The 22,336-nt window shown below is 70.5% G+C and carries 16 protein-coding genes; 7 read left to right on the forward strand and 9 right to left on the reverse strand.

Features of this window, described 5'->3' with window-relative positions; genetic code table 11:
* Together ACFO27_RS02795 and ACFO27_RS02800 are read left to right on the forward strand one after the other, a co-directional pair.
* Positions 1-954 (forward strand): aldose epimerase family protein, encoded by a 954-nt coding sequence (locus ACFO27_RS02795; protein ID WP_376815903.1) that lies wholly within the window; start codon positions 1-3, stop codon positions 952-954.
* A 16-nt stretch (positions 955-970) separates the two neighbouring features.
* Positions 971-2,539, forward strand: a complete 1,569-nt coding sequence (locus tag ACFO27_RS02800; RefSeq protein WP_376815904.1) for an aldehyde dehydrogenase (NADP(+)) — start codon at positions 971-973, stop codon at positions 2,537-2,539.
* 34 nt (positions 2,540-2,573) lie between these two features.
* Here the strand turns inward: ACFO27_RS02800 and ACFO27_RS02805 are convergent, their stop codons facing one another.
* Both ACFO27_RS02805 and ACFO27_RS02810 read right to left on the reverse strand, forming a co-directional pair.
* Positions 2,574-5,042, reverse strand: a complete 2,469-nt coding sequence (locus tag ACFO27_RS02805; RefSeq protein ID WP_376816393.1) for a YbcC family protein — start codon at positions 5,040-5,042, stop codon at positions 2,574-2,576.
* Between the two features lie 35 nt (positions 5,043-5,077).
* Positions 5,078-6,688 carry an NADH-quinone oxidoreductase subunit L gene (locus ACFO27_RS02810; protein ID WP_376815905.1) on the reverse strand — a complete coding sequence of 537 codons (1,611 nt, stop codon included), beginning with the start codon at positions 6,686-6,688 and terminating at the stop codon, positions 5,078-5,080.
* Positions 6,689-6,781: 93 nt separating this feature from the next.
* Between ACFO27_RS02810 and ACFO27_RS02815 the strand changes: the two genes are divergently transcribed.
* Both ACFO27_RS02815 and ACFO27_RS02820 read left to right on the forward strand, forming a co-directional pair.
* On the forward strand, positions 6,782-7,738 hold the full coding sequence (locus ACFO27_RS02815; RefSeq protein WP_376815906.1) for a LysR family transcriptional regulator: 957 nt from the start codon (positions 6,782-6,784) through the stop codon (positions 7,736-7,738).
* On the forward strand, positions 7,720-8,358 hold the full coding sequence (locus tag ACFO27_RS02820) for a carbonic anhydrase (RefSeq protein WP_376815907.1): 639 nt from the start codon (positions 7,720-7,722) through the stop codon (positions 8,356-8,358). The genes ACFO27_RS02815 and ACFO27_RS02820 overlap by 19 nt, the downstream gene beginning before the upstream one ends.
* An 81-nt stretch (positions 8,359-8,439) precedes the next feature.
* On the opposite strand, the gene ACFO27_RS02825 is transcribed toward ACFO27_RS02820, so the two are convergent.
* The 6 genes from ACFO27_RS02825 to ACFO27_RS02850 form a co-directional block, all read right to left on the reverse strand.
* Positions 8,440-9,048 (reverse strand): NUDIX domain-containing protein, encoded by a 609-nt coding sequence (locus ACFO27_RS02825; protein ID WP_376815908.1) that lies wholly within the window; start codon positions 9,046-9,048, stop codon positions 8,440-8,442.
* Positions 9,049-9,166: 118 nt separating this feature from the next.
* Complete coding sequence (locus ACFO27_RS02830; protein ID WP_376815909.1) at positions 9,167-9,808, reverse strand: 3'-5' exonuclease; 642 nt, start codon at positions 9,806-9,808, stop codon at positions 9,167-9,169.
* Between the two features lie 64 nt (positions 9,809-9,872).
* On the reverse strand, positions 9,873-11,786 hold the full coding sequence (locus ACFO27_RS02835; protein WP_376815910.1) for a DUF294 nucleotidyltransferase-like domain-containing protein: 1,914 nt from the start codon (positions 11,784-11,786) through the stop codon (positions 9,873-9,875).
* Between the two features lie 127 nt (positions 11,787-11,913).
* The gene (locus ACFO27_RS02840; protein WP_376815911.1) at positions 11,914-15,009 is read right to left on the reverse strand and encodes a bifunctional diguanylate cyclase/phosphodiesterase; all 3,096 of its coding nucleotides are present in this window, start codon (positions 15,007-15,009) and stop codon (positions 11,914-11,916) included.
* 157 nt (positions 15,010-15,166) lie between these two features.
* Entirely contained in the window at positions 15,167-15,988 is an 822-nt protein-coding gene (locus ACFO27_RS02845) for a class I SAM-dependent methyltransferase (RefSeq protein WP_376815912.1), read from the reverse strand.
* An 11-nt stretch (positions 15,989-15,999) separates the two neighbouring features.
* Positions 16,000-16,524 carry a DUF2478 domain-containing protein gene (locus ACFO27_RS02850; RefSeq protein WP_376815913.1) on the reverse strand — a complete coding sequence of 175 codons (525 nt, stop codon included), beginning with the start codon at positions 16,522-16,524 and terminating at the stop codon, positions 16,000-16,002.
* Between the two features lie 240 nt (positions 16,525-16,764).
* Between ACFO27_RS02850 and ACFO27_RS02855 the strand changes: the two genes are divergently transcribed.
* Positions 16,765-17,262, forward strand: coding sequence for a GAF domain-containing protein (locus ACFO27_RS02855; RefSeq protein ID WP_323024388.1), 498 nt, complete (start codon positions 16,765-16,767; stop codon positions 17,260-17,262).
* A gap of 24 nt (positions 17,263-17,286) precedes the next feature.
* Here ACFO27_RS02855 and ACFO27_RS02860 read toward each other — a convergent pair whose 3' ends face one another.
* Positions 17,287-18,414, reverse strand: coding sequence for a fimbria/pilus outer membrane usher protein (locus tag ACFO27_RS02860; RefSeq protein WP_376815914.1), 1,128 nt, complete (start codon positions 18,412-18,414; stop codon positions 17,287-17,289).
* 251 nt (positions 18,415-18,665) lie between these two features.
* Between ACFO27_RS02860 and ACFO27_RS02865 the strand changes: the two genes are divergently transcribed.
* Positions 18,666-21,128, forward strand: coding sequence for a ribonucleoside-diphosphate reductase subunit alpha (locus tag ACFO27_RS02865; protein WP_376815915.1), 2,463 nt, complete (start codon positions 18,666-18,668; stop codon positions 21,126-21,128).
* 69 nt (positions 21,129-21,197) lie between these two features.
* Entirely contained in the window at positions 21,198-22,313 is a 1,116-nt protein-coding gene (locus ACFO27_RS02870; protein WP_376815916.1) for a ribonucleotide-diphosphate reductase subunit beta, read from the forward strand.
* The last annotated feature ends 23 nt before the right edge of the window (positions 22,314-22,336 follow it).

Raw genomic sequence — 22,336 nt, forward strand, 5'->3', positions numbered from 1 at the left:
ATGCCGGCGGGAACCGCTTCCCTGTACGCCGCCTGGATGGACGCGGCCGGGCCGGCCCGCCTGGACCTGCGCCACGGCCCCCACCGGGCCGTGGTCGCGCCGGCGGCCGGCGGGCGCATCCTGCGCTGGACCACGGACCTGGCCGAGGGGCCGCGCGACTGGCTGGCGCCGGTCGAAATCGAGGGCTGGCCCGCCCACGCCTGGCCCAAGGGCGGCCTCTTCCCGCTGGCGCCGTTTTCCAACCGCGTGCGCGACGCCCGGCTGCGCTGGGGATCGCGCACGCTGGCGCTGGAAGCCCTGCCCGGCCATCCGCACGCCTTGCACGGACAGGCCCAGGCGATGCCCTGGACGGTCCTGGAGGCCGGCGGCAGCCATGCCGAACTGGTCCTGGACCATCCGGCCGGCGTCGGCGGCTGGCCCTGGGCCTGGCGGCTGCGCCAGACGATCCGGCTGGAGCCCGCCGGCCTGCGCATCCGCCTGTCGCTGCGCAACCGGTCGGACGCCCCCATGCCTGCCGGCCTGGGGCTGCACCCCTACTTCACCGCGGCCGGCGTGCGCCTGAGCGCCGCCACCGAGTGGACCCACGAAGACGAGCTGGCGCGCTTTCCTCAGGCCAACCGCCGCGCGGACTGGGCGCGCGGCACGCGGACCTGGACCGCGTTCCTGGGCGGCTGGGACGGCCGCGCCCGGGTGGACTGGAACCGGGGACCGGGCCTGGACCTGCGCGCCGAAGGCCCGCTGGAACACCTGGTGCTGCACGCCAACGCCGGACGCTACCTGTGCGTCGAGCCCGCCACCCACGTCTGCGACGCCGTCAACCTGAGCGCGGACGGGCAGCCCGGCACGGGGCTGCGGGTCCTGGCGCCCGACGAATCCCTGGACATCGGCCTGCGGCTCGATGTCCGCCCGACCCCGGCCCGCCGCGAAGACGGCGCGGCCCCGACAGACGACTGACACGAAGGATCCCATCATGCAAATCACCGGTACCCAATTGATCGGCGGCCAGGACATCCCCGGCACCGGCGCCGCATTCCACGCCATCGACCCCGCGACGGGCGAGGCGCTGGCGCCCGCCTGGCGCGGCGCGGACGCCGGCCAGGTGGACCGGGCGGCGCGGCTGGCCGAAGCCGCGTTCGCGTCCTACCGCGAAACCAACCCGGAAGCGCGCGCCGCGTTCCTGGAAGCCATCGCCCAATCGATCCTGGACCTGGGCGACGCGCTGATCGAGCGCGCCATGCGCGAGACCGGTCTGCCCCGGCCCCGCTTGGAAGGCGAGCGCGGCCGCACCGTGAACCAGCTGCGCCTGTTCGCCCGCGTCGTGCGCGACGGCGACTGGGTCGGCGCCCGCGTCGACCGCGCCCTGCCCGAACGCACGCCGCTGCCGCGCGGCGACATCCGCCTGCGCCACATCCCCGTGGGGCCGGTGGCCGTCTTCGGCGCCAGCAACTTCCCCCTGGCCTTCTCGGTGGCGGGCGGCGACACGGCCTCGGCCCTGGCCGCCGGCGCGCCGGTCGTCGTCAAGGCGCACCCGGCGCACCCCGGCACCTCGGAACTGGTGGGCCGCGCCATCCGCCGGGCCGTCCAGCGATGCGGCCTGCACGAAGGCGTCTTTTCCCTGCTGGCCGGAGCGGGCCACGACCTGAGCCTGGCGCTGGTCGGGCACCCCGCGATCCAGGCGGTCGGCTTCACCGGCTCCCGCCAGGGCGGTCTGGCCCTGATGCGGGCCGCCGCCACGCGCCCCGTGCCCATCCCCGTCTACGCCGAAATGAGCAGCACCAACCCGGTGTTCCTGCTGCCCGGCGCCCTGGCCGCGCGCGCCGAGGACATCGCCCGGGGCTTCGTCGCCTCGCTGACGGGCAGCGCGGGCCAGCTCTGCACCAACCCGGGCCTGATCATCGGCCTGGACGGGCCGGACCTGGACCGCTTCGTGCGCCTGGCCGCCGAAGGCGTGGGCGCCGCGCCGGCCGCCACCATGCTGACGGCCGGCATCGCCCGGTCCTACCGCGAAGGCGTCGAACGCCTGCACGGCCACGCGGGCGTCGAGCCCCTGGCGCGCGGCGCGGCGGGCGAAGGCCCCGCGCCCTGCCAGGCCGGCCTGGCGGCGACCACGGCCGAGGCATTCCTGGCGGACCCGGCCGGCCTGGGCGCCGAGGTGTTCGGCGCCAGCGCCCTGGTCGTGCGCTGCGCGTCCCCCGAGGAACTGGCGGCCGTCGCCCGGGCGCTGGAAGGCCAGTTGACGGCCACCCTGCACCTGGAAACCGGCGTCGACGACGCCCTGGCGGCCGGGCTGCTGCCGGTCCTGGAACTGAAAGCCGGCCGCATCCTGGCCAACGGCTTTCCGACCGGCGTCGAAGTGTGCGACGCCATGGTCCACGGCGGGCCGTTCCCCGCCACTTCCGACCCGCGCACGACTTCGGTGGGCACGCTGGCGATCGCGCGCTTCCTGCGCCCCGTGTGCTACCAGGACATCCCCGACGGCCTGCTGCCGCCGGCGCTGCGCCAGGCCAACCCCTGGGGCATTCCCCGCGCCGAGCGCTAGGCCGCGCGCCGCCCGGACGCGCGTCCGGGCGGGATCAGACTTCCAGCGGCAGCCAGCGGCCGCGCTCGTAGCGCCGCAGGTCGTCGCCCTCGTAGCGCCACAGCAGCATCCAGCCGTTGTCGCACAACTGGCCCAGCACGGCATGGCGCGCGATGACGCCTTCGATCGAGGCCGCCGGCGCGTCGATCACGACGGTCAAGCGCACGGGCTGGTGATACCAGCCATCGCCGTCGTGCAGGGACTGCCGGGGCAGGCCGATGCGCAGGTCGCCGCCGTTGCCCTCGAACACCCCGACGTGGCCGTCCACGACGTTGTGCAGCACCTTGTTGCCGGAACCGTAGTGCACGGGATCGCAGGTCGAGGCGTGATACTGCCAGGACAGCCAGTGGGTGACAACCATCGGTCCGGTCATGAGCGCCTCGAGGACCGTACCGTCCGTGTCGGACCGCGCATCGTAGTCGTGCAGGTAGACGCGGTCGAGCACCCGGCCCCGGCTGCGGCCACGCGGGCCGATGATGAACGCGGCATTGCGGGTGAGCCCCCACTCCGGCCGGGTCTGGGAACCATCGTTGGCCCGGCGGCGGAACGCCGCCAGCAGCGCCTCGGGCGCCAGGCTGGCGTCCATCCACAGCGCCGGCGCGCGCTCGCGGCGAACGCGGTCGCCGGCCTGCGCGAAGATCTGCTCCATCCTTTCCCAGCGCGCCCGCGCCGCCGGCGGCAGGAGATCGAGGTCGAAGCCGGTCACTTCGTCGGTGGTCGTGTTGTGCAAGGCGCCCATGAAGACCGTGCCGGGCGGGATGTCGAGCCCGCGCGAACGCAGGCCCGCGCGTACCCGCGGGTCGTTCAGCAGATGCGCCAGGGCGCGCGCGTTGGCCTCGCCGGAGCGCCCGTGGCAGGCGCCGCAGTCCAGCGTCGAGGCGTGCGCGTTGTTGGTGCTGTGTCCGGCATGGCCGCACAGGATCACCAGCGGCGCCAGCCGATCGCCGAGCCCCATCGTGCGCAGGATGCCGGCGGCCAGATCGGCCCGCCGCTCGACGTCGAGCCCGACGATCATGGGCCGGCACCGCTCCTCCACGGCGGCCGGCATGCCCAGGCGCTCCATCGCGACGCGCGGAGCGGCCGGCGGCCTGATCCAATGCGCGATCTTGCCGAGATACGCCACGCCCAGCGCCTCGACGAAGGAAAAGGTGGCATTCGGCCAGCGTACGGCGCCCAGCCCCTGGTCCAGCCGCGCCAGCCGCCGCCGGCGCGCCGCACGGATCCGGGTCGACCGCGCCCCGTCGGCCGCCACCTCCCCGGGGGCGGTCGCCACATCCCGCACGGCGACCGTCGGATAAGCCGGCCCCGGCAGCTGTGGCCGGCGGACGTCGGTTCCCAGCGGGGCGTAATGCGCGGGAATCCCGAAGAAGCCCGCACAGGCCCGCGTCTGCACGCCCGGCCACAGGGCCTCCAGCGCGCGCCGCATGCGTTCGCTGCGCGTATCGATGCAGAAAACGGCCTGGACCTCGTGCGCCGCGGCCGCATCGGCCGGCACCGGCGTGCGCAGGGTCCGGGCAAAATCGCGCTGGAAGCCGATCTCCAGCGCTTCCTGCCAGAGCTCGTCGACCTCCAGCTCCGCGTCGGCCTCGGCGACCCGCCGCGGGAAATCCAGCCAGGCCGCCGCCAGCGCGGCCGCCGCCGGTCCGCGCGCCGCGGGCGGCGCGGCGCATGCCAGCACCGCCTCCCATGCGATCCGGCAGGCCAGCAGATCGCTCAGGCGGGCGTCGTCCTGCCCGGCGGGAACCTTCTGCCAGCCGACGTAGGCGCACCACGCAGCCCAGCCATTGATCGACAGCAGCAGGGCTTCGAAATAATCCCGCCAGACCGGCGCGTCCAGCCCCAGTTCGGCCAGCGCCCAGGACATCGCGTCCTCGGCCCGCAAGGGCAGCCGGCGCACGTGCCGCATGAGTCCGGGCAGCCCCAGCCGCGCGCTCAGGCCATGGTCGCCGGCCATGCTCTCGCGCCAGAAGCCGTACAGGTCCGGGCTGCCCGATGCCCGCCAGTCGGCCTGGTGGCGGTCGAAGTAGGTCGCGCAGGCCTGGCTCATCTGGAAGACGATGGCCTCCCGCCACGGCCAGCGCCTGTTCTTCTGCACCGCGTCGTCGAGCAGGTCCACCAGCAGCGGCGCCCGGCGCACCCGGGGCGCCGCCTCCAGCCCGGCGATGCAGCGCTCGGCCGCCACGGCACGGCCGTCGCGCTCCGCGCGGATTTTCAGCGCGGCATCCAGATCGGCGCGCGTGATCCGGCCGGCGTCCCACTCGCGCCGGATGTAATCCCGGGCGGGGAACACCCGGAAATCGCCCAGCACCGCCAGCCGCGCCGCCACGCGGCGGATCGGCACGCCGACCCGCCGCCAATGGGGATTGACCGCCACCGCCTGGTCCAATGGCCAGGCCGGCATGATGCCGGAACAGGCGCGCGCGACGGCGTCGCGCAAAGCCGCGCCATCGAAGGGCGCGGCCATCGCAATGGCCTCATCCGCGGCCGGCAGGACGGCGCTCACGATCCGGACCTCCCCCAGGCCGATCCTCCGCGCAGGCCCCAGGGCGCCGGCGCGGCTTCGCGGCCGGCCCCGGCCCAGCGCGCGGGCCACAGCCGCAGCACCCAATGGGTATAGCCCTCGTCCATGTAGAAGCCGGCGTACACCCAGCGGCGCAGGGCCACGACCGATCGCGGCCACAGCTGGAACGCCACCATCCCGAAGTACATCGCGCTCATGCCGATCAGGGCGACGACGCCGGCGGACGCCAGCGGATCGTTGTCCGCGCCGATCGGCGCATGATCGATGACACCGGCCGCGAGCGTCAGGAAGGCGGCCATCGCCACCGCCGTCGCCGCCCTTGCGAGCACCGCCCCGGAACGATCCGACTCCGTTTCCGGCACCCACAGGAGCGGCGCCCAGGCCAGCGCCAGCACCGCGCTCCACCACCACGGCCAGGCGCCATCGCCCAGGACCGCCTGGAGGGCGAACACGATCGCCAGCGCCACGGGCACGGCGATGGCCATGCTGAGGCCCGAATTGCGGGCCTCGCCCGTGAAGAGCTTGCGCTCGCATTCCCGGACGGCGCTGGAGGCGTTCAGGAAATTATGGGCCTTGTAGAGCGAATGCCCGAGCAGGTGCAGGGCCGCGAAGAGGTACAGGCCCAGGCCGCACTCCAGCAGCATGAAGCCCATCTGCGCGATCGTGGACCAGGCCAGGTGCACTTTCTGGCTGACCCGCGTCAGCAGCACCAGCCCCGCCACCATCGCCGACACCAGCCCGGACACCACCAGCAGCCAGCGCGCGGCGGGCGACACGCCCAGCAGGGGCGCGAACAGCACCAGCACGTACCCGCCCAGGTTGACCACCCCGGCATGCAGCAGCGCCGAGACCGGCGTCGGCGCCTCCATCACCTGGACCAGCCAGCCGTGCACCGGCATCAGCGCCGTGCGCGCAATGACCGCCAGCGCCAGGCAGACGCCGCTCCAGGCCAGGGCCGTGGAGGCATGGCCGGCCGCGATATGCGCCCACAGGACGGAGAAGGATCCGCTGCCCGTCCCGGACCAGGCCAGAAGGGCGGCGGCGATCAGGAGCAGGTCGGCCGCGCGGTCCGTCACGCGTTTCTTGTGCGCGGCCAGCAGCGCGAACGGCCGGTCCCGGTAGAAGCACAGCAGCGCGTGCATCGCATGCCCGATGGCGGCCCACGCCGCGATCAGGACGATCCAGTGGTTGGCGAGCAGCAGCAGGTGCACGGCGGCCAGCACGGCGGCCAGGGCGGTCACGTAGACCGGCTGGCGCGGCTCGCCCCGGAGATGATTGGAGGAATAGACGCCGATGGCGGCGCCCAGCAATTGCACCAGCAGGCTGACCCAGGCGCCGAACGAGTTCACGGCCAGCCAGGCGTCCACGCCGGCCCCCGCCGCGCCGCGCGCATGCGCAAGCGCCAGCTGCGAGACGAGTCCGGCCAGCGCGAAGGCCAACGCGGCGAACGTCAGCGCATTGAACCGCCGCCACAGTCGCTCGACCGTCGCCCGGCCGCGCCACGCCCACAGCGCCGCCGCCGACATCAACAGCGCCGGCGCGAGCGCCAGCATGAAATTCAATGCGTACGAATATGACGAATCCAACACGGAGACTCCAGAAAACGACGTGCGTATTCTTGGAGTTTTCGTATGTTCTGTAAATTACATTTATAATATCGAAAGGTTCTCTAAAACAGAACGATGGACATCAACCAGCTCAACTTCAAGCATCTGTTCTACTTCTGGCGCGTGGCCAGACAGGGCTCCCTCACGCATGCGGCCGAACAGATCCATACGTCCCAGTCGGCCCTCTCCACGCAGATCCGGCAACTGGAAAACCGCCTGGGCACGCCCCTGTTCGACCGCCAGGGCCGCCACCTGGAACTCACCGCGACGGGCCAGCAGGTCTTCGCCTACGCCGAGAGCATCTTCGGGCTGGGCGAGCAGATGCTCGGATGGCTCGAAGGCCGGGACGAAGGCGCCACCCGCGTGCGCGTGGGCAGCGTCTCGACCATGTCGCGCAACTTCCAGGTCAACTGGCTGCGTCCCCTGCTGCGCGACCCGACGGTCGTGCTTTCCGTGGATTCCGGATCGCTGGAGACGCTGGTGGAACGCCTGCTGCGCCATCAGCTGGACGTGGTGCTGGCCAACGAGCCGGTCCCGTCCGACCCCACCCGGCCGACGTCTTCGCGATTCCTCGGCAGCCAGGTCATCTCGCTGGTCGGCCGGGCCGACCGCTGGTCGGGTACCGCGCTGCGGGTCCCGGAAGACCTGGACGCGGTCGAGATGGCCATGCCGAGCGCGCGCCACGGCGTGCGCCTGCAGTTCGACGCCCTGTGCTTCTCGGCCGGAGTGCAGCCGAGGCTGCGCGCCGAGATCGACGACATGACGATGCTGCGGCTGATCGCGCGCGACAGCGGCTGGATCACGGTGCTGCCGGAAGTGGTCGTGCAGGACGAACTGCACTCCGGCGAACTGGTCCACATCGGGCAGTCCTCGCAGCTGACCGAACACTTCTACGCCATCACGGTCCGCCACGGACACCTGGCGGGCCCGCTCAGCCAGCTGCTGTCGCGCGAGGCGGCCGGGGACATCTTCACCGACGCATCCGACCCCATCCAACCCACAAGGACTTCATCGTGTTCCCTCAACGACTGACCGACGGCTACCGCTCCTTCCTGCACGGCCGGCTCGCCACCGAACGCGCGCGCTACCTCGAACTGGCCGAGAAGGGCCAGCACCCGGACATCATGGTGATCAGCTGCGGCGATTCGCGCGTGGCGCCCGAAACCATCTTCGACGCGGGCCCGGGCGAAATGTTCGTGGTGCGCAACATCGCCGGCATCGTCCCGCCCTGCGACGAGGACCCGGAAACCGCCTTCCACGGCACCAGCGCCTGCGTCGAGTTCGGCGTCAACGCCCTGGAGGTCGGCCACATCGTGATCATGGGACACGCCAGCTGCGGCGGCGTCGCCGCCTACGCCAACCAGGCCGCCCCCCTGTCCAAGCGCGACTTCATCGGCAAGTGGATGTCCCAGATCAAGCCCGTGGCCGACGCGGTCGGCCCCCGCACGGGCGACTACGCCGACTGGATCCGCCGGATGGAATGGGGCGTGGTGGAATACAGCATGCGCAACCTGATGACCTTCCCCGCCGTGCGCGAGCGCGTCGAGGCCGGGAAGCTCGCCATCCACGGCGCGTATTTCGGCGTCGCGACGGGGGTGCTGTTCGTGCGCGACCCGGCGACCGGACAATTCGAGCCCTACGCCGAGTCCTGATCCCCCGGACCGGCATGCGGCCGGCTGACGTCGTTGGTTCGCCTCGCCGTGCAACAGCACTGTCTTCGGCTTCCCGCCTCGTCAGCCGGCCACATGCCGGTCCGGGTCCGGATTGGGGTGCCAGTCCAGTTCCCAGTGCCCGCCGCGCACGTTCTGCAGCCACAGCAGGCAGGTCAGGGTCTTGGCGTCGGTCGCCGCGCCGGCGCGGGCGGCATCGAGCAGGGCCTCGTCCGACAGGATGCGGACGTCCAGGAATTCATCCGCGTCCAGGTGCCGCTCACCGGCCGCCAGGCCCCGGGCGAAGAACACGTGGATGATCTCGGTGGAATAGGCGATGGCCAGGTGCATGTCCCCGGCATGGGCCCACTCCCGCGCCGTGTAGCCGGTTTCCTCCCGCAGCTCGCGCCGGGCGCAGGTCCAGGGATCCTCGCCCGGATCGAGCTTGCCGGCCGGGAACTCCGTCATGACGCGGCCCACGGGGTAGCGGAACTGGCGCTCGACCAGCACGTGGCGCTCGTCCAGCAGGGGGATCACCACCACCGCCCCGGGGTGCACGATGTACTCGCGCGTCGAGACGCCGCCGTCGGGCATGCGCACCGTGTCGCGGCGCGCCTTCAGGAAATCGCCCTCGCACAGGGGTTCGCTGCGGATCAGGGTCTCGGTCAGGTGCGCGTCGGAAGTATCGGTCATGGCGTAAAGGAATCGGTCATGGCATGAAGGCGCCGGGGTCGGGTGGCGGAAACGCGCAGCGGCGGACCCGCCGGGCGTACGGCCTTCATCATACGGCGAGGCGCGGCCGCGCGCCGGATCAGAAGACGGGCCCGCCCGTTCCCATCCGACCGGCCCGCCAGTCCCGCGCCGCCGCGTCCAGCTCGCCCCAGGTGCGCAGTCCCCGCCGTTGCGCGCGCCGCAGCGCCACCAGGGCGAGCTCCGCCGTCAGCATGGCGTCGACGACCGCCGCGTGCCGGGCGGGCGCGACCAGCCCGAACGCCGCCGCCCACTCGTCCAGCCCGGCATGCGGGCCAGCCCGGTCCGGAAACAGCATCGGCGCCAGCACCGCCAGGTCCAGCACCGCGCCATCCCAGCGCCGTCCCAGGTGCGCCTTCAGCGCCCGGACCAGCAGCGCGCGGTCGAAGCCGGCATGGAAAGCCAGCCACACCGCGTCGCCCGCGAAATCCAGCAGGCCCTCCAGGGCATCGCCCGGCGCCGTCCCGCGATCGAGGTCGGCCCGCGTCAGGCCGTGGAACAGCCGGCTGGCGAGTCCCAGAGGCCCCGGCGTGCGCAAGACCCGGTCGTACTGGCGGCCCAGCGGGATCGCCAGGTCTTCGATGCGGACCGCGCCGATGGACAGGATGCGGTCCCGCCGCGGATCCAGGCCGCTGGCCTCCAGGTCGAAGACGACGGCCGGCTGGCTGCGGAAATCCCGGTCGCGCCAGGCTTCCCGCTTCATCCACATCGCCGGCTCCGCACGCGCGCGGCGGCCGCGCGGTTCTCCAGGTCCGTGCGCGCGCCGTTCATAGCTGGTAGCTGTAGCGCAGCAGCTTCTGCAGGTCGGCGGCCTGGCGCAGGGCCTCGCGCAGGATGCGCCGGTCCAGGGCGTTGAGCGCGCCCGGCAGGATCTGGTTGGAAGCGGGCTCGCCCGCGTGGATCTGCGCCTGGTGCTGCCGCAGGCGCAGCAACTGCAGGTAGCGATAGGATTCGACGTAGGCATCGACGTCGCGCGCGTTCAGCACCCCGCGCTCGGCCAGCGCCCGCAGGCGGTCCGTCGTGGAAGTGTCGGCGATGCCGTTGGACAGGGCGAGCACCCGGGCCGCGTCCACGAAGGGCGTCAGGGCCTGCGTCTTCAGGTCGAAGCCCGACGCGCCCGCCCTCCAGGCGCCGCCCGCGACCTCGAACAGGCCGCCGGACGGCGGCTGGTTGCGCAGGGCCGTCTCGGCCAGCATCCGCTGGAACTGCGGGCAATCGGCCACCTGGTCCAGCAGGAACCGGCTCAAGGCCTCGAAGCCATTGTCCTCGCCCCACAACAGCCGCAGGTCGAAACAGATCACCGCCTGGAGGATGTGCTCCGGCGTGGGCCGCCGGATGATGTCGGCGAACCAGCGTTCCCATTCCCGCGCCGACAGCCGCAAGGCCGGATTGCCGGCCATGACGTTGCCCCTGCACAGTGGCAGGCCGCAGCGGTCCAGTTCCTGGTTGATCGCCTCGGCCAGCGGCCGCAGCGCCTCGCGGCGATCGCGCGCCTCGGCGTCCGACGCCGCCTGGAACAGCATGCCGTTGTCCTGGTCCGTCAGCAGCGTCTGCTCGCGCCGGCCCTCGCTGCCGAAGGCCAGCCAGGAAAACGGCACGCCGGGGTCGCCCAGGTCCCGCAGGACCAGCTCGATCACGCGATGCGTGGCATGGTCGTTCATCTGCGCGATCAGGCGCAGCACCTGCAGGGCGTCGACGCCGTGCGCCAGCATGCCCGCGACCGCGCGCGACAGGTCCGCACGCAATGCCCCCAGGGCCTCGGCGCTCTCGGCCTGGCGCATCGCCCGCGCCAGGTGCACGATGCCGATCCGCTGCAGGGCGAACAGGTCGCGCTCGGACACCACGCCGGCCAGGGCGCCGGCCTGCGCGACGCACAGGTGGCCGATGCGATGGCGCGTCATCAGCAGGATCGCATCGAAGGCCGTGGCATCGGGCGGCAGGCACACGGGATCCCGCGTCATGACCGTCTCGATCGGGGCATCCAGCCGGATCGCCGCGCCCGCCACCTCGCGGCGCAGGTCGCGCAGGGTGAAGATCCCCACGGGCCGGCGGCGCTCGTCCGTGACGACGATGCTGCCCACCCGGCGCTCGTGCATCCGCCGCACGGCCTGGGACAAGGGCAGGTCCGGCGCGCAGGCCACCGGGTCGCGCGCCATGATCGACGCCAGCGCCTGGTCGAAGACGTAGCCTTCGCCCTGGACCGTGGCGGCCTCCTGCCGCGTGAGCTGGTGCAAGCGCCCGAGCAGGCTGCCCGCGCCGCGCAGGACGAAGGCGCGAAAGGGTTCGGATCGCTCCAGGGCCTCGATGAAATCCGGCCGGTCCATCTGCAGGCAGAAGGTATCCTGCAAGGCGCGGTAGCGCGTGCGGGTGGGCCGCCCCCCCAGCAGCGCGGCCGCCGGAAAGGCGTCGGCCGGCCCCAGGACGAAACTGTCGTCCGTGCCGGAACCGGGGGACGGTTCCCCCGCCGCGCCGGGGCCGGGGCGGCGCCCCTCGACCGCGCCCTGGCGGATCAGGTACCACGAACCGGCGGGCCCGTCGCCGGGGGACGCGATGTCCTGCCCCTCCTCGAAGAAGCGCAGCCGCATCCGCTCGATCAGCCGGCGCACATGCGGCGGCTCCATCTGGTCGAAGGGCGGATGTTCCCGCAGGAACCCCATCAATCCCTGCACGTTCTGGTTCACGGCGTCCCTGTCCGCCGCATTCCGTCTTGCTGGCATGGCACCGCTCCCTCGCCCGTCATCGATATCCGATTCATACCACGTTTCCCGGCGCCCCCGGTCGACCGGCGTCAAAGGGCCGCGCGGGGCGTCAGCGGCCGCGCAGCCAGGCCTCGGCGCTGGACTCGGGCGCCGGATGGCCGACGAAGTAGCCTTGGCCGACATCGCAGCCCATGTCCCGCAGCAGGTCCAGCGTTTCCCGCGTTTCGATGCCCTCGGCGATCACCATCAGGCCCAGCGTGTGGCTCATCTCGATGATCGAGCGCACGATGGCGCGCATGTCCGGATCGGCGGCCATGCCGGCCACGAAGGACTGGTCGATCTTCAGCGCGTCGACGGGCAGCCGGTTCAGGTAGGCGAACGAGGAATAGCCGGTGCCGAAGTCGTCGATCGACAGCCGCACCCCCAGGGCGTTCAGGGCGTGCAGGGTATCCAGCGCCCGGGCGGGATCGGCCATGATGGCGCTTTCCGTGACTTCAAGCTCCAGCAGCGCGGGGTCCAGACCGTGGCGCAGCAGGGCGTCCCGGACCTGGCTGGGGAAATGGCCGTCCAGCAGGTTCCGAGCGGACACGTTCACGGCCATGCCGACCCCGGGATGGACGGCCTGCAGCCTGGAGCAGCAGGCCACCGCCTGATCCACGACCCAGAGGGTGAAGGGGTGGATCAGGTCGCTGACCTCGATGACGGGAATGAACCGGCCCGGCGGAATCAGGCCCCGCTCCGGGTGCAGCCAGCGGGCCAGGGCCTCGAAGCCCATCGGCGAACCCGAGGCCCGCGGACCGTCGCCCAGGAAGATCTTGGGCTGCAGGTGCAGCAGGAACTGGCCCTGCGCCAGCGCCGTGCGCAGCTCGCCCCGCAGCAGCAGGTGGTCGTGGACGCTGGCGCGGTCCTGGGGATTGAACACGGCGATCCCCAGGCCGTCGCGCTTGGCCCGGCGCATCGCGGTGTCGGCGCAGCGGACCAGCTCGTCCGGATCGCGGGCGTGCCCGGGATGCACGGCCAGGCCGAAGCTGCAGCTGATGCGGATCTGCAGCTCGTTCAGCGCGAACGGATCGCGCAGCGCGGCCAGCAGGACGCGCACTTGCTCCTGGGCCTGGTCCTCGTCGCCCGTGTCCAGCAGGAAGGCGAATTCATCGCTGCCCAGCCGGGCCAGCACGCACGCCGGGCCCAGCAGTCCCTGGAGCCGCTGCGCGACCGCCTGGAGCAGCCGGTCGCCCGCGTCGTGCCCCAGCGCCTCATTGACTTCCTTGAAGCCGTCCAGGTTGGACATGACCAGAGTCCAGGGCGCCTCGGGGGCCTGCTCCGACCGCGCCTGCAGGCGCCGCAGGATGTCGCCCCGGTTCAGCAGTCCCGTCAGGGGATCGTGGGCGGCCTGGTAGGCCAGCGCCCGCTGCTGGGCCCGGCGCTCGCTGATATCCAGGAAGGTCACCAGGCAGAACTCCAGCCGGCCGTCCTGCCAGATCGGATAGGACCAGTATTCGGCGGGGAAGCAGGTGCCGTCGCGGCGCCACAGGACCTCGTCGTCCACGTGGATTCCCCTGCCCGCCTCCAGGGCCAGGTGCATGCGGCATTCTTCGAGGGGATAGGGGCGGCCGTCCTCGTGCTGGTAATGGATCAGGCTGTGGAAGTGTTGCCCCACCAGCTGGTCGGGGTGGTCGTATCCCAGCAGGTGCGAGCAGGCCTGGTTGGCGAAGATGCAGCAGCCCGTCGCATCCAGTCCGTAGATGGCTTCCGCCGTCACGTCCATCAGCTGGCTGATCAGGCGCTCGCGTTCCTTCAGCCCGCGGCTCAGCGTCTCGCGCTCGGTCAGGTCGCGGATGACCAGCACGTGGGCCATCTGGCCGGTGAACATCAGGGACAGGCTGCGCACTTCGACGAACAGGGGCTGCCCGTCCCGGCGGCGATGGCGTTCGTAGGAAAAGGCGGTGTCCGGCTGATGATCGAGCACCTCGATGCGCAGGTCGTCGAGGGTCAGCCGCAGGAAATGGTCCCGGTCGTAGCCATAGCGGCGCATCGCCTCGTCGTTGACGGCCAGGAAGCGGCCGCTGTCCAGGCTCAGCACCATCATGGGGTTGGGACTGCCCTCGAACAGCAGCCGGTAGCTCTGCTCGGACTGGGCCAGGGAACGCTGGTACGACTGCAGGGCGTCGGCCATGTCGTCGAACTGCTGGCCGATTTCGCGCAGGTCCCGCCCCTGCAGCCGCTCGGCCACGCGTCCGGAGAAATCCTGGGACGCCAGCCGCCGCACGGCGTCGCGCAGATGTTCGAGGCTGCGTCCGGCCGCCAGCTGCATCAGGTTCCAGGCCGCCAGCGCCGCCACGCACAGCAGCAGCGCGATGATGAACACCCCGATCCACAGGGCGCGGCGCGCCTCGGCGTAGAGCGCCGATTCCGGCACCTCGTAGCGCACGGACAGTCCGTGCGGATCCCCCCGGGGCCCCGCGGTCATGGACAGCACGACCCAGCGGCGGCCGTCCGCGTCCGTGTGCGTGCCGCGCATCAGGCCGGCCACGTCGGCCGGATGCGGATCCAGCCGTTCGCCCAGGTGACTGGTGTCGCCCGGCACGCGCTGCAGCACGTGTCCCTGGCGGTCCAGGATCCACAGGCGTCCCCCGGGCAGCAGGTCGGGGATGGCCGCGCCGGCCCGCAGGTAGCCCAGGTTCATGCCCCCGAAGACCACGCCGCCGTTGACCCCGGAATCCCCCGGCACGCGCACCGCCAGGACCAGCGTGGGCAGATTGGACATCCGCCCGATGATGAAGCCGCCCAGCGTGACGTCGGCCTGCTGGATGGCCTTGCGGAAGTAGTCCCGGTCGCCGAGATAGACGCCGTCGGGATCCGGATCGGGCAGCCCCGAGCAGACCTGGTGGCCGCGGGCGTCGGTCACGCCCAGGTTCAGGTAGCGCGGCAGGCGCGCCAGCAGGGAAGCCAGGTATCCGCGGCATTCGCCCCATCGCTCGTGGCGCAGGACGGGGGAGTTCGCCAGGGTATGGAGCACATCGCTGGCGTCGTTGATCAGGGCCCGGTCGTAGGCCGCCGTCACACTGACCAGGCTTTCGGCCGCGCGCTCGCTGCTGGCCGCCAGGCTCCGGTACTGGTGCCAGACGTAGTAGCCCAGGCCGCAAAGGATCGGCACGATGACTGCCAGGACCGCCAGGAACAGGCGCGCCCGAAGGCTGTCGAGCAATCCTGCGCGGGGACCCGTGCCGCGAGAATCGGACAATCCGTGCCTCCCTTGCGTGTCTGTCCGGCTCCAGGAGCAGTGCCGTCAGAAGGAAATATACACGGAACCGGCGGAGATCAATCCGCCGAAAATCAGCCGACTCAGCGGGTCATGCCGACGATCACGCGGGCCATGTCTTCTTCTCCCAATGAATGAAGGCCCACCGCATCGGCGCACCGCCTCGGGCCGCGCGCGCGGGGTCGGCATCGTACCAGGCGCGCAGGCGCGCCCGCTCCGAGTCCCCGAGATCCGGGTAGGTCCAGGACACCCGCTCGGCGAAGGCCTCGAACGAGGCCGTCCCCGCCAGGCGGCTGGGTATCTCAATATAGTCGATGCGGGGGTGGATGCCCTTGCGATGCAACAGGTTGACGACGTAGATGTAGTCCGGAAACCCCTGGTGGCCGCGCCCGACGACGTCCGCGATGGCGGGGTCCATGAAATGGCCGCCCACCAGATGGGTCATGTAGACGCGCAGGCGGGCATGGGCCGACAACTTGTCCAGCGCGGCATCCAGGTCGGCCACGTTCGACGCCCGCGAGGCCACGGCGATGTCGCAGACCGGCACGTCGGACCAGTCGTCCTCCCAGGCGCGGTGGATCGCCGCGACGTTGCCGGCGCCCTGCCGCGCGGCCTGCCCGCGCAGGGCGTCGAGCATGGCCGTGCTGTAGTCCAGGCCATGGACGCGCTCCAGGCGCGCGGCCAGCGGCAGGCAGATGGTGCCGGGACCGCAGCCCACGTCCAGCAGCGTGCGCGCGCCGCTCAGGTCCATGCGCGAGAGGAATTCGCCGGCATAGCCGCTCGTGCCGGCCAGGGGCATGCCGCTCTTCCTGACCCGGGCGTCCCACTCGCCCGCCTGCTTCGGCGGACGGCCGCTGCGGGCCATGTGGTTGCGGTACATCCGGGCGAAATCCAGGTCCTCGATCGTCAAGGCGTCGTCATTCATGCCATCATCCATCAGTTCCGTGCGGGCATCGCGCACACCCGCGCGCCCCATTCGTTCAACAGACCGGCATCCACCGGCAGCTCCACGCCCAGGCCGCCGGTGAAGCGCCGCCAGTCCTCCAGGAATTCCCCGGCGACGATGGTCAGCACCGGAATGCCCTCGGTCATCAGGGCGAGGAACTCCGCGGCGAAACCGCCGCCGCCCGCTTCCTGGCGGCCATATCGGCTCACGACCACCAGGTCCGGGCGGTCATTCCCGGCCACACGCAGCGCGGCGCTGGCCGCCGCCAGCCGGAAGACGTCCAGGCAACACGCCCGGGACCCCGCGCCCAGGTCCTGGAAAATCTCGAAGGACTCGCCGGTCCGGACGTCGCGCAGGCGCCGCCGGGACCGGCCCGCCTCCTCGCCGCCCGGCTCCGTCACGAGGCCGCGCACGTCCAGCCCCGCGCGGGACTGGCGCTCGACGAAGGCGCGCATCAACGCATCGGCCCCGTCCTCGTGGTCATGGACGATGGCGGCGATCGGCAGCGTGGTCATGGGCGGTTCTCCTGGCGTCGGATCCGGCGGCGACAGGCGCCATGCCACGCCGCCGACATTGTCATGCGGAGACCGGACACCCGGCCTTGATGCCGCGCAAACGTCCCCCGGCCCAGCATAAGCCAGTCGGGCACACATTCGCTATATACACAAGATTATAACGACCATCACGCCGCGGTCCGGCCGGCGGGCGTCCCGCCCTACAATGAAGCCTTTCTCCGATAGTCCCTGGAATCCCCGATGTTCACATTCGCCCCCCGGACCTACGCCAGCAAGGCGGAACACTACGCCGACCTGGCCGCCCAGGCGCGCGGCCTGATCGCGGGGGAACCCGACCTGATCGCCAACGCGGCCAATTTCAGCGCCCTGGTGTTCCACGGCCTGCCACAGCTGAACTGGGCGGGCTTCTACCTGTACGACGGCACGGAACTGGTGGTCGGCCCCTTCCAGGGCAAGCCCGCCTGCATCCGCATCGCCCTGGGATCGGGCGTCTGCGGCACGGCCGCGCAGACGCGCCGGACCCAGGTCGTCCGCGACGTCAACGCGTTCGCGGGGCACATCCCCTGCGACTCCGCCTCGCAATCGGAAATCGTCGTGCCGCTGGTGCGCGCGGACGGATCGCTGCTGGGCGTCTGGGACGTCGACAGCCCCGTCACGGACCGCTTCGACGAGGACGACCGGCGCGGGATGGAGGCCCTGTGCCGGGTCTTCATGAACCACCTGAACGGCCGGGACTGATCCCGGCCCGGAACGGCCGCCGCCCTACCAGTCCAGCGGCAAGGACAGGCGCGCGCCCAGACCGTAATCCCCGGACGTCAGGTTGCGGTTCGTTTCCAGGCGCACCCGCAGGTGCGGGCCGTAGCGGAAACCGTGGACCAGGCCGACCCGTTCGTCCAGCCCGCCCCCCGCATCCAGCCGCCGCTCGAACGACCCGCTGAACGAGCCCCAGCGGCCCGCCGCCAGGTCCAGCTGCCATTGATTGCTGACGCAATCGCACCCTGGATCGCCGCCGTACGCAGCCAGGTCCGCATAGCCGGGCCCCTGCCGCGCGTTCACCCAGGACAGGTCCCAGCCCGGCACCAGGCCCAGGGTGTAGCCCAGCTGGCGGCGCCAGCCCTCGGCCAGCGGCTGGCGCGATCCGGACACCCCGAACCGCCAGGCGCCCGCGCCGCCCATGGAATAGTCCCCGCCCAGCCCCAGCGCCGTCAGGCCCGGGGCGCCTTGCAGCCGCGAGCCCAGGATCAGGTCGCGGTCCAGCGCGTAGCGCGTGGTCGCATCGACCGCGACCGGTCCGTACGCCAGGTCGCCCTCGGCGGCCGCGCGGCCGGCCGGCCCGTCCAGGGCGCCGGCCGCCACGGCATAGTCCCACGATCCGGACGGCAGGCGCCCCTGGGAAACGGAACGGGACAGGCCCACGCCCGCGAGGCGCACAGGCCGCCCCCAGCCGGGCGCGCCCGCCGCCGTATTGCCCAGCGTCACGCCATACCCGGCGGAACTGCGGTAGCGCCAGTTCCGCGCGCCGAGGGACCAGGCATCCAGGCCGCCGGAGGCCACCGGGCCGAGCCGATCCGGCGGCGCCGCCGGATCGGCGGCATCGCCGAACCAGCGCAGGCCGGTCCCGCCCGGCCGATAGCCATATCCATCCACCGGCCCGTTCAGGGACAGCAAGTCGTAGCGGAGTCCGGGAGCGGTGCCGTCGGACACCGTGCCGGCCGCGTCCGGCGCGACGTCCGACGGGACGTCGCGGGGCACGTCGGGGACGGCATAGCGCTGGGGGGCCAAGTCGATGAGCGCCGGATCCGGGTCGGCCGCCTGCCAGGCCAGGGCCGGCGCAAGGCCGGCGCCGCACAGCAGGGCCGACGCGGCCAGCGGCCGGACGATCCTATTCATGACGGGATGACGCACAGGGTTCCCCGGGCCATGCGGACCCGGGCGATGAATCCGGGGATTCCGCGGTCCGGCGGACCGCCGCAAAACCCCTGAAGCGGACCAGGGTACCACGATGCCCAGGACACTTGAAACCTCGAAAATGTTTCAGGCAAAAAATTGAAACCGCGCTTGATCACACCATATATTGTGTTTATCATTTCCAGCCACACTACATGTAGAAAACAAAGCACTTCCACCAAGGACCGCAGGCCGTGATCAAGAACATCGTCAAGCGTGACGGACGCATCGAACCCTACATCCCCAGCAAGCTCAATGGCTGGGGCCGATGGGCCGCCGCCAACCTGGGCCACAAGGTCGACTGGAGCAGCATCGTACTGCAAGCCGTCAGCACCATGCCCGAGACGGTCTCCACCGCCGACCTGCAGGAAAAGCTGATCCAGAACTGCCTCGACAAGGACACCTGGTCCTACTACCTGATGGCGGGCCGGCTCTACGCGTCCCACCTGCACAAGATCATCCACGGCCCGGGCATCCCCACCGTCAAGGCGCTGCACGACCGCATGGTGGCCGACGGGGTGATGGTGCGCATGAACTACACCGACGCCGAATACGCCGAGATCGAGACCTTCATCGACCACGAGCAGGACTACGACACGCCGCACTTCTCGCTGCACTACATCCGCAAGAAGTACAGCCTGCAGAACCGCGTCACCCGGCAGGAATACGAGACCCAGCAGTTCGTCTACATGCGCATGGCCATGGCCCTGTCGGAAAACGAGCCCGCCGAGCGCCGGATCGACCTGGTGCGGCGCTTCTACACCGAATTCTCCGCCAAGCGGATCTCGGCGCCCACGCCCAACTACGTGAACCTGGGCACGAAGCTGCGCGGCTTCGCCTCGTGCTGCCTGTACGTGGTGGACGACAACGAGGCGTCCCTGGCCATCGGCGACCACATCGCCTACCGCATGACCGCCGCCTCGGCCGGGATCGGCAGCCACCTGATCACCCGCAGCAAGGGCGACCCGGTGCGCGGCGGTCTGATCCAGCACCAGGGCAAGCTGCCCTACCTGGCCTCCCTGGGCAAGGCGGTCCACGCCAACATGCAGGCCGGCCGCGGCGGCGCCTGCACCACCTACTATTCCGGCTTCGACCCCGAGGCCGAGGTCATCGCCTACCTGCGCAATCCGCGCAGCACCGAGGACCGCAAGAACCGCGACCTGCACTACGCGCTGGTCACCAACAAGCTCTTCGCCGAAAAGGCCGCCCGCAACGAGGAAGCCTTCTCGTTCAACGTGCGCACGGCCCCCGAGCTCACCCGGCTGTTCTTCGGCCCCGACTCGGCCGCCTTCAAGCGCGAATACGAGCGTCTGGAACGCGACCCGTCCTTCAAGAAGGAATACTTCAAGCCGCGCGACCTGATCCTGACCTCGCTGAACGAGGCGCTGGAAACCGGCGTGGCCTACCTGGCCAACATCGACGAGATGAACCGCCACACGCCCTTCAAGGAGCCCATCCATTCCAGCAACCTGTGCCTGGAAATCTGCGAGCCCAACCGCCCCTACCAGGACATGCGCGACCTGTACTCGGACCACGAGGTCGGCCACATCACGGTCGAGCTCGCCGACGGGACGACGCAGACCTTCGACTACAACGCGCCGCTGACCGTCGCGGTCGCCGACTCCACCCTGCCACGCGTCATCTTCGCCGGCGAGCTGAAGGCGGGCGACGACATCCTGTCCGACGAGCCGGGCCGGGGCGGCCGGGTCGCCCGCGTGGTCGAGATCCACGAAGAACCCGAGATCGCCCTGTGCTCCCTGGGGGCCATCGCCTACGACGCCATCGGCGAGGACGACGACGAGGCCTACCAGGAAGCGATGTACCTGACGTTGAAGATGATCGACTACTGCATCCTCAACTCGCACTACGTGCTGCCCCACGTGGCCGTGACCGCCAAGGCCCGCATGAACGCCGGCGTGGGGCTCATGGGCGTTGCCACCCACATGGCCCGCAAGGGCCTGAAGTACGACACCGACGAAGGCCGCGAGGAACTGCACCGCATCGCCGAGCGCCACATGTACCACGCCATCCGGGCCTCGCTGCGCATCAGCAAGGAACGCGGCGTCGCGCCCTGGATGCACAAGACCCGCTGGCCCGACGGCTGGCTGCCGATCGACACCTACAACCGCAACGTCGACGAGTTGGGCGACTTCCACAACCGCTACGACTGGGAAGCCCTGCGCACGGAGATCATGCAGAACGGCGGCATCGCCCATTCGTGCCTGGTGGCGTACATGCCGGGGGAATCGTCCTCCAAGGCGCTGGGCAAGCCCAATTCGCTCTATCCCGTGCGCGACGTCACGCTGAACAAGACCGACGGCTCGGTCACGATCCGCTGGGCCGCGCCCGACAGCGACAACCCGGCCTACTTCTACCAGTCGGCCTGGGACATTTCCGAAGTCGACATGATCAAGGCCTACGCGGTGTTCCAGAAGTTCACCGACCAGGGGATTTCCGCCGACCTGTGGCGCCGGATCAAGGACGACGACAAGGTGTCCAGCCGGGAACTGCTCACCCACTACTTCACCATGGTGAAGTACGGCATGAAGACCCGCTACTACTACAACTCGAACGTGGCCTCGGACAAGACGCTGGACAACGCCGGCAGCATCCACGGCGGCGTGGAAGAAACCGCCTGCGAAGGCTGCACGATGTAAACACCACGGCCCCGGACGGCGGCCGTTCCGGGGTCGCCGACCGACCCGCCACAGGCATCAAGGATAAAAATGACCCAAGCATTGCCCACCAAGATCTTCAACGCAGAAAAGTCCGACTACGCCTTTCCGGAAATCATTCTGGGCCAGGACCAGGGCCTGTTCGACACGATCAACAAGTTCTACCCCGAAATCTGGAAGCTCTACAAGACGCTGAAGAACCAGGACTGGGACGAGAACGAGTTCGACTATTCCACCTGCAACGTGCAGTTCAAGACCTGCGACCGCCATACCTACGACATGATGGTCAAGACCCTGGCGTGGCAATGGGAGGCCGACAGCGTCGCGTCGCGCTCCATCGCCGGCGTGCTGGCCCCGGTCTGCACCAGCAGCGAAGCCTGGTCCGGCTGGGTGGAAATCACCAAGAACGAGATCGTCCACGCCGCCACGTACTCCGAAATCGTCCGCAACAGCTTCGACAACCCGGACGACATCCTCAACGAGATCCTGTCGGTCAAGGAAGCCATCAGCCGCCTGCGCGTCGTCAGCGAGGTCTTCGGCCGGGCCTTCGAAGTCAGCTACGACTACGCCCGGGGCCGGCGCGAGAACGACCAGGAAACCTACAACGCCATCTACCTGTTCATCGTCGCCGTGCTGTGCATGGAGCGCATCCAGTTCCTGGCCTCGTTCGCCGTGACCTTCGGAATCTGCGACGGCACGGGCCTGTTCCAGCCCATCGGCAAGGCGGTCCAGAAGATCGCCCAGGACGAGTTCGAGGTCCATGTCCAGTACGGCAAGGAGGTCCTGCGCGCGATGTTCAAGACCGAGCGCGGCCGCATCGCCTTCGAGCAATGCCGGGACAAGATCGTCCAGATGATCGACGAGGTCGACGCCAGCGAGGTCGAATGGACCGACTATGCCTTCTCCGAAGGCCGCGAGCTCACCGGCGTCACCTGCCAGATGATGAAGGACTGGGTCCACTTCAGCGCCACCGACGTGGCCCGCTTCTTCGGCGTCGAGGACCGGGTGTCCTTCCCGATCATCACCGAGAACCCCCTGAAATACATGGAGAACTGGCTCAACATGAGCAAGGTCCAGGCTTCCAACCAGGAAGAGGACACCGCCCAGTACAAGGTCGGCGTGATGAAGCGCGACGACGAGAACGAAGTGTTCGACGTGGATTTCTGAATCCGCGCCTCCTGCCATACCTC

The organism is Castellaniella denitrificans (genome assembly GCF_042653765.1).
GTDB lineage: Bacteria > Pseudomonadota > Gammaproteobacteria > Burkholderiales > Burkholderiaceae_B > Castellaniella > Castellaniella denitrificans.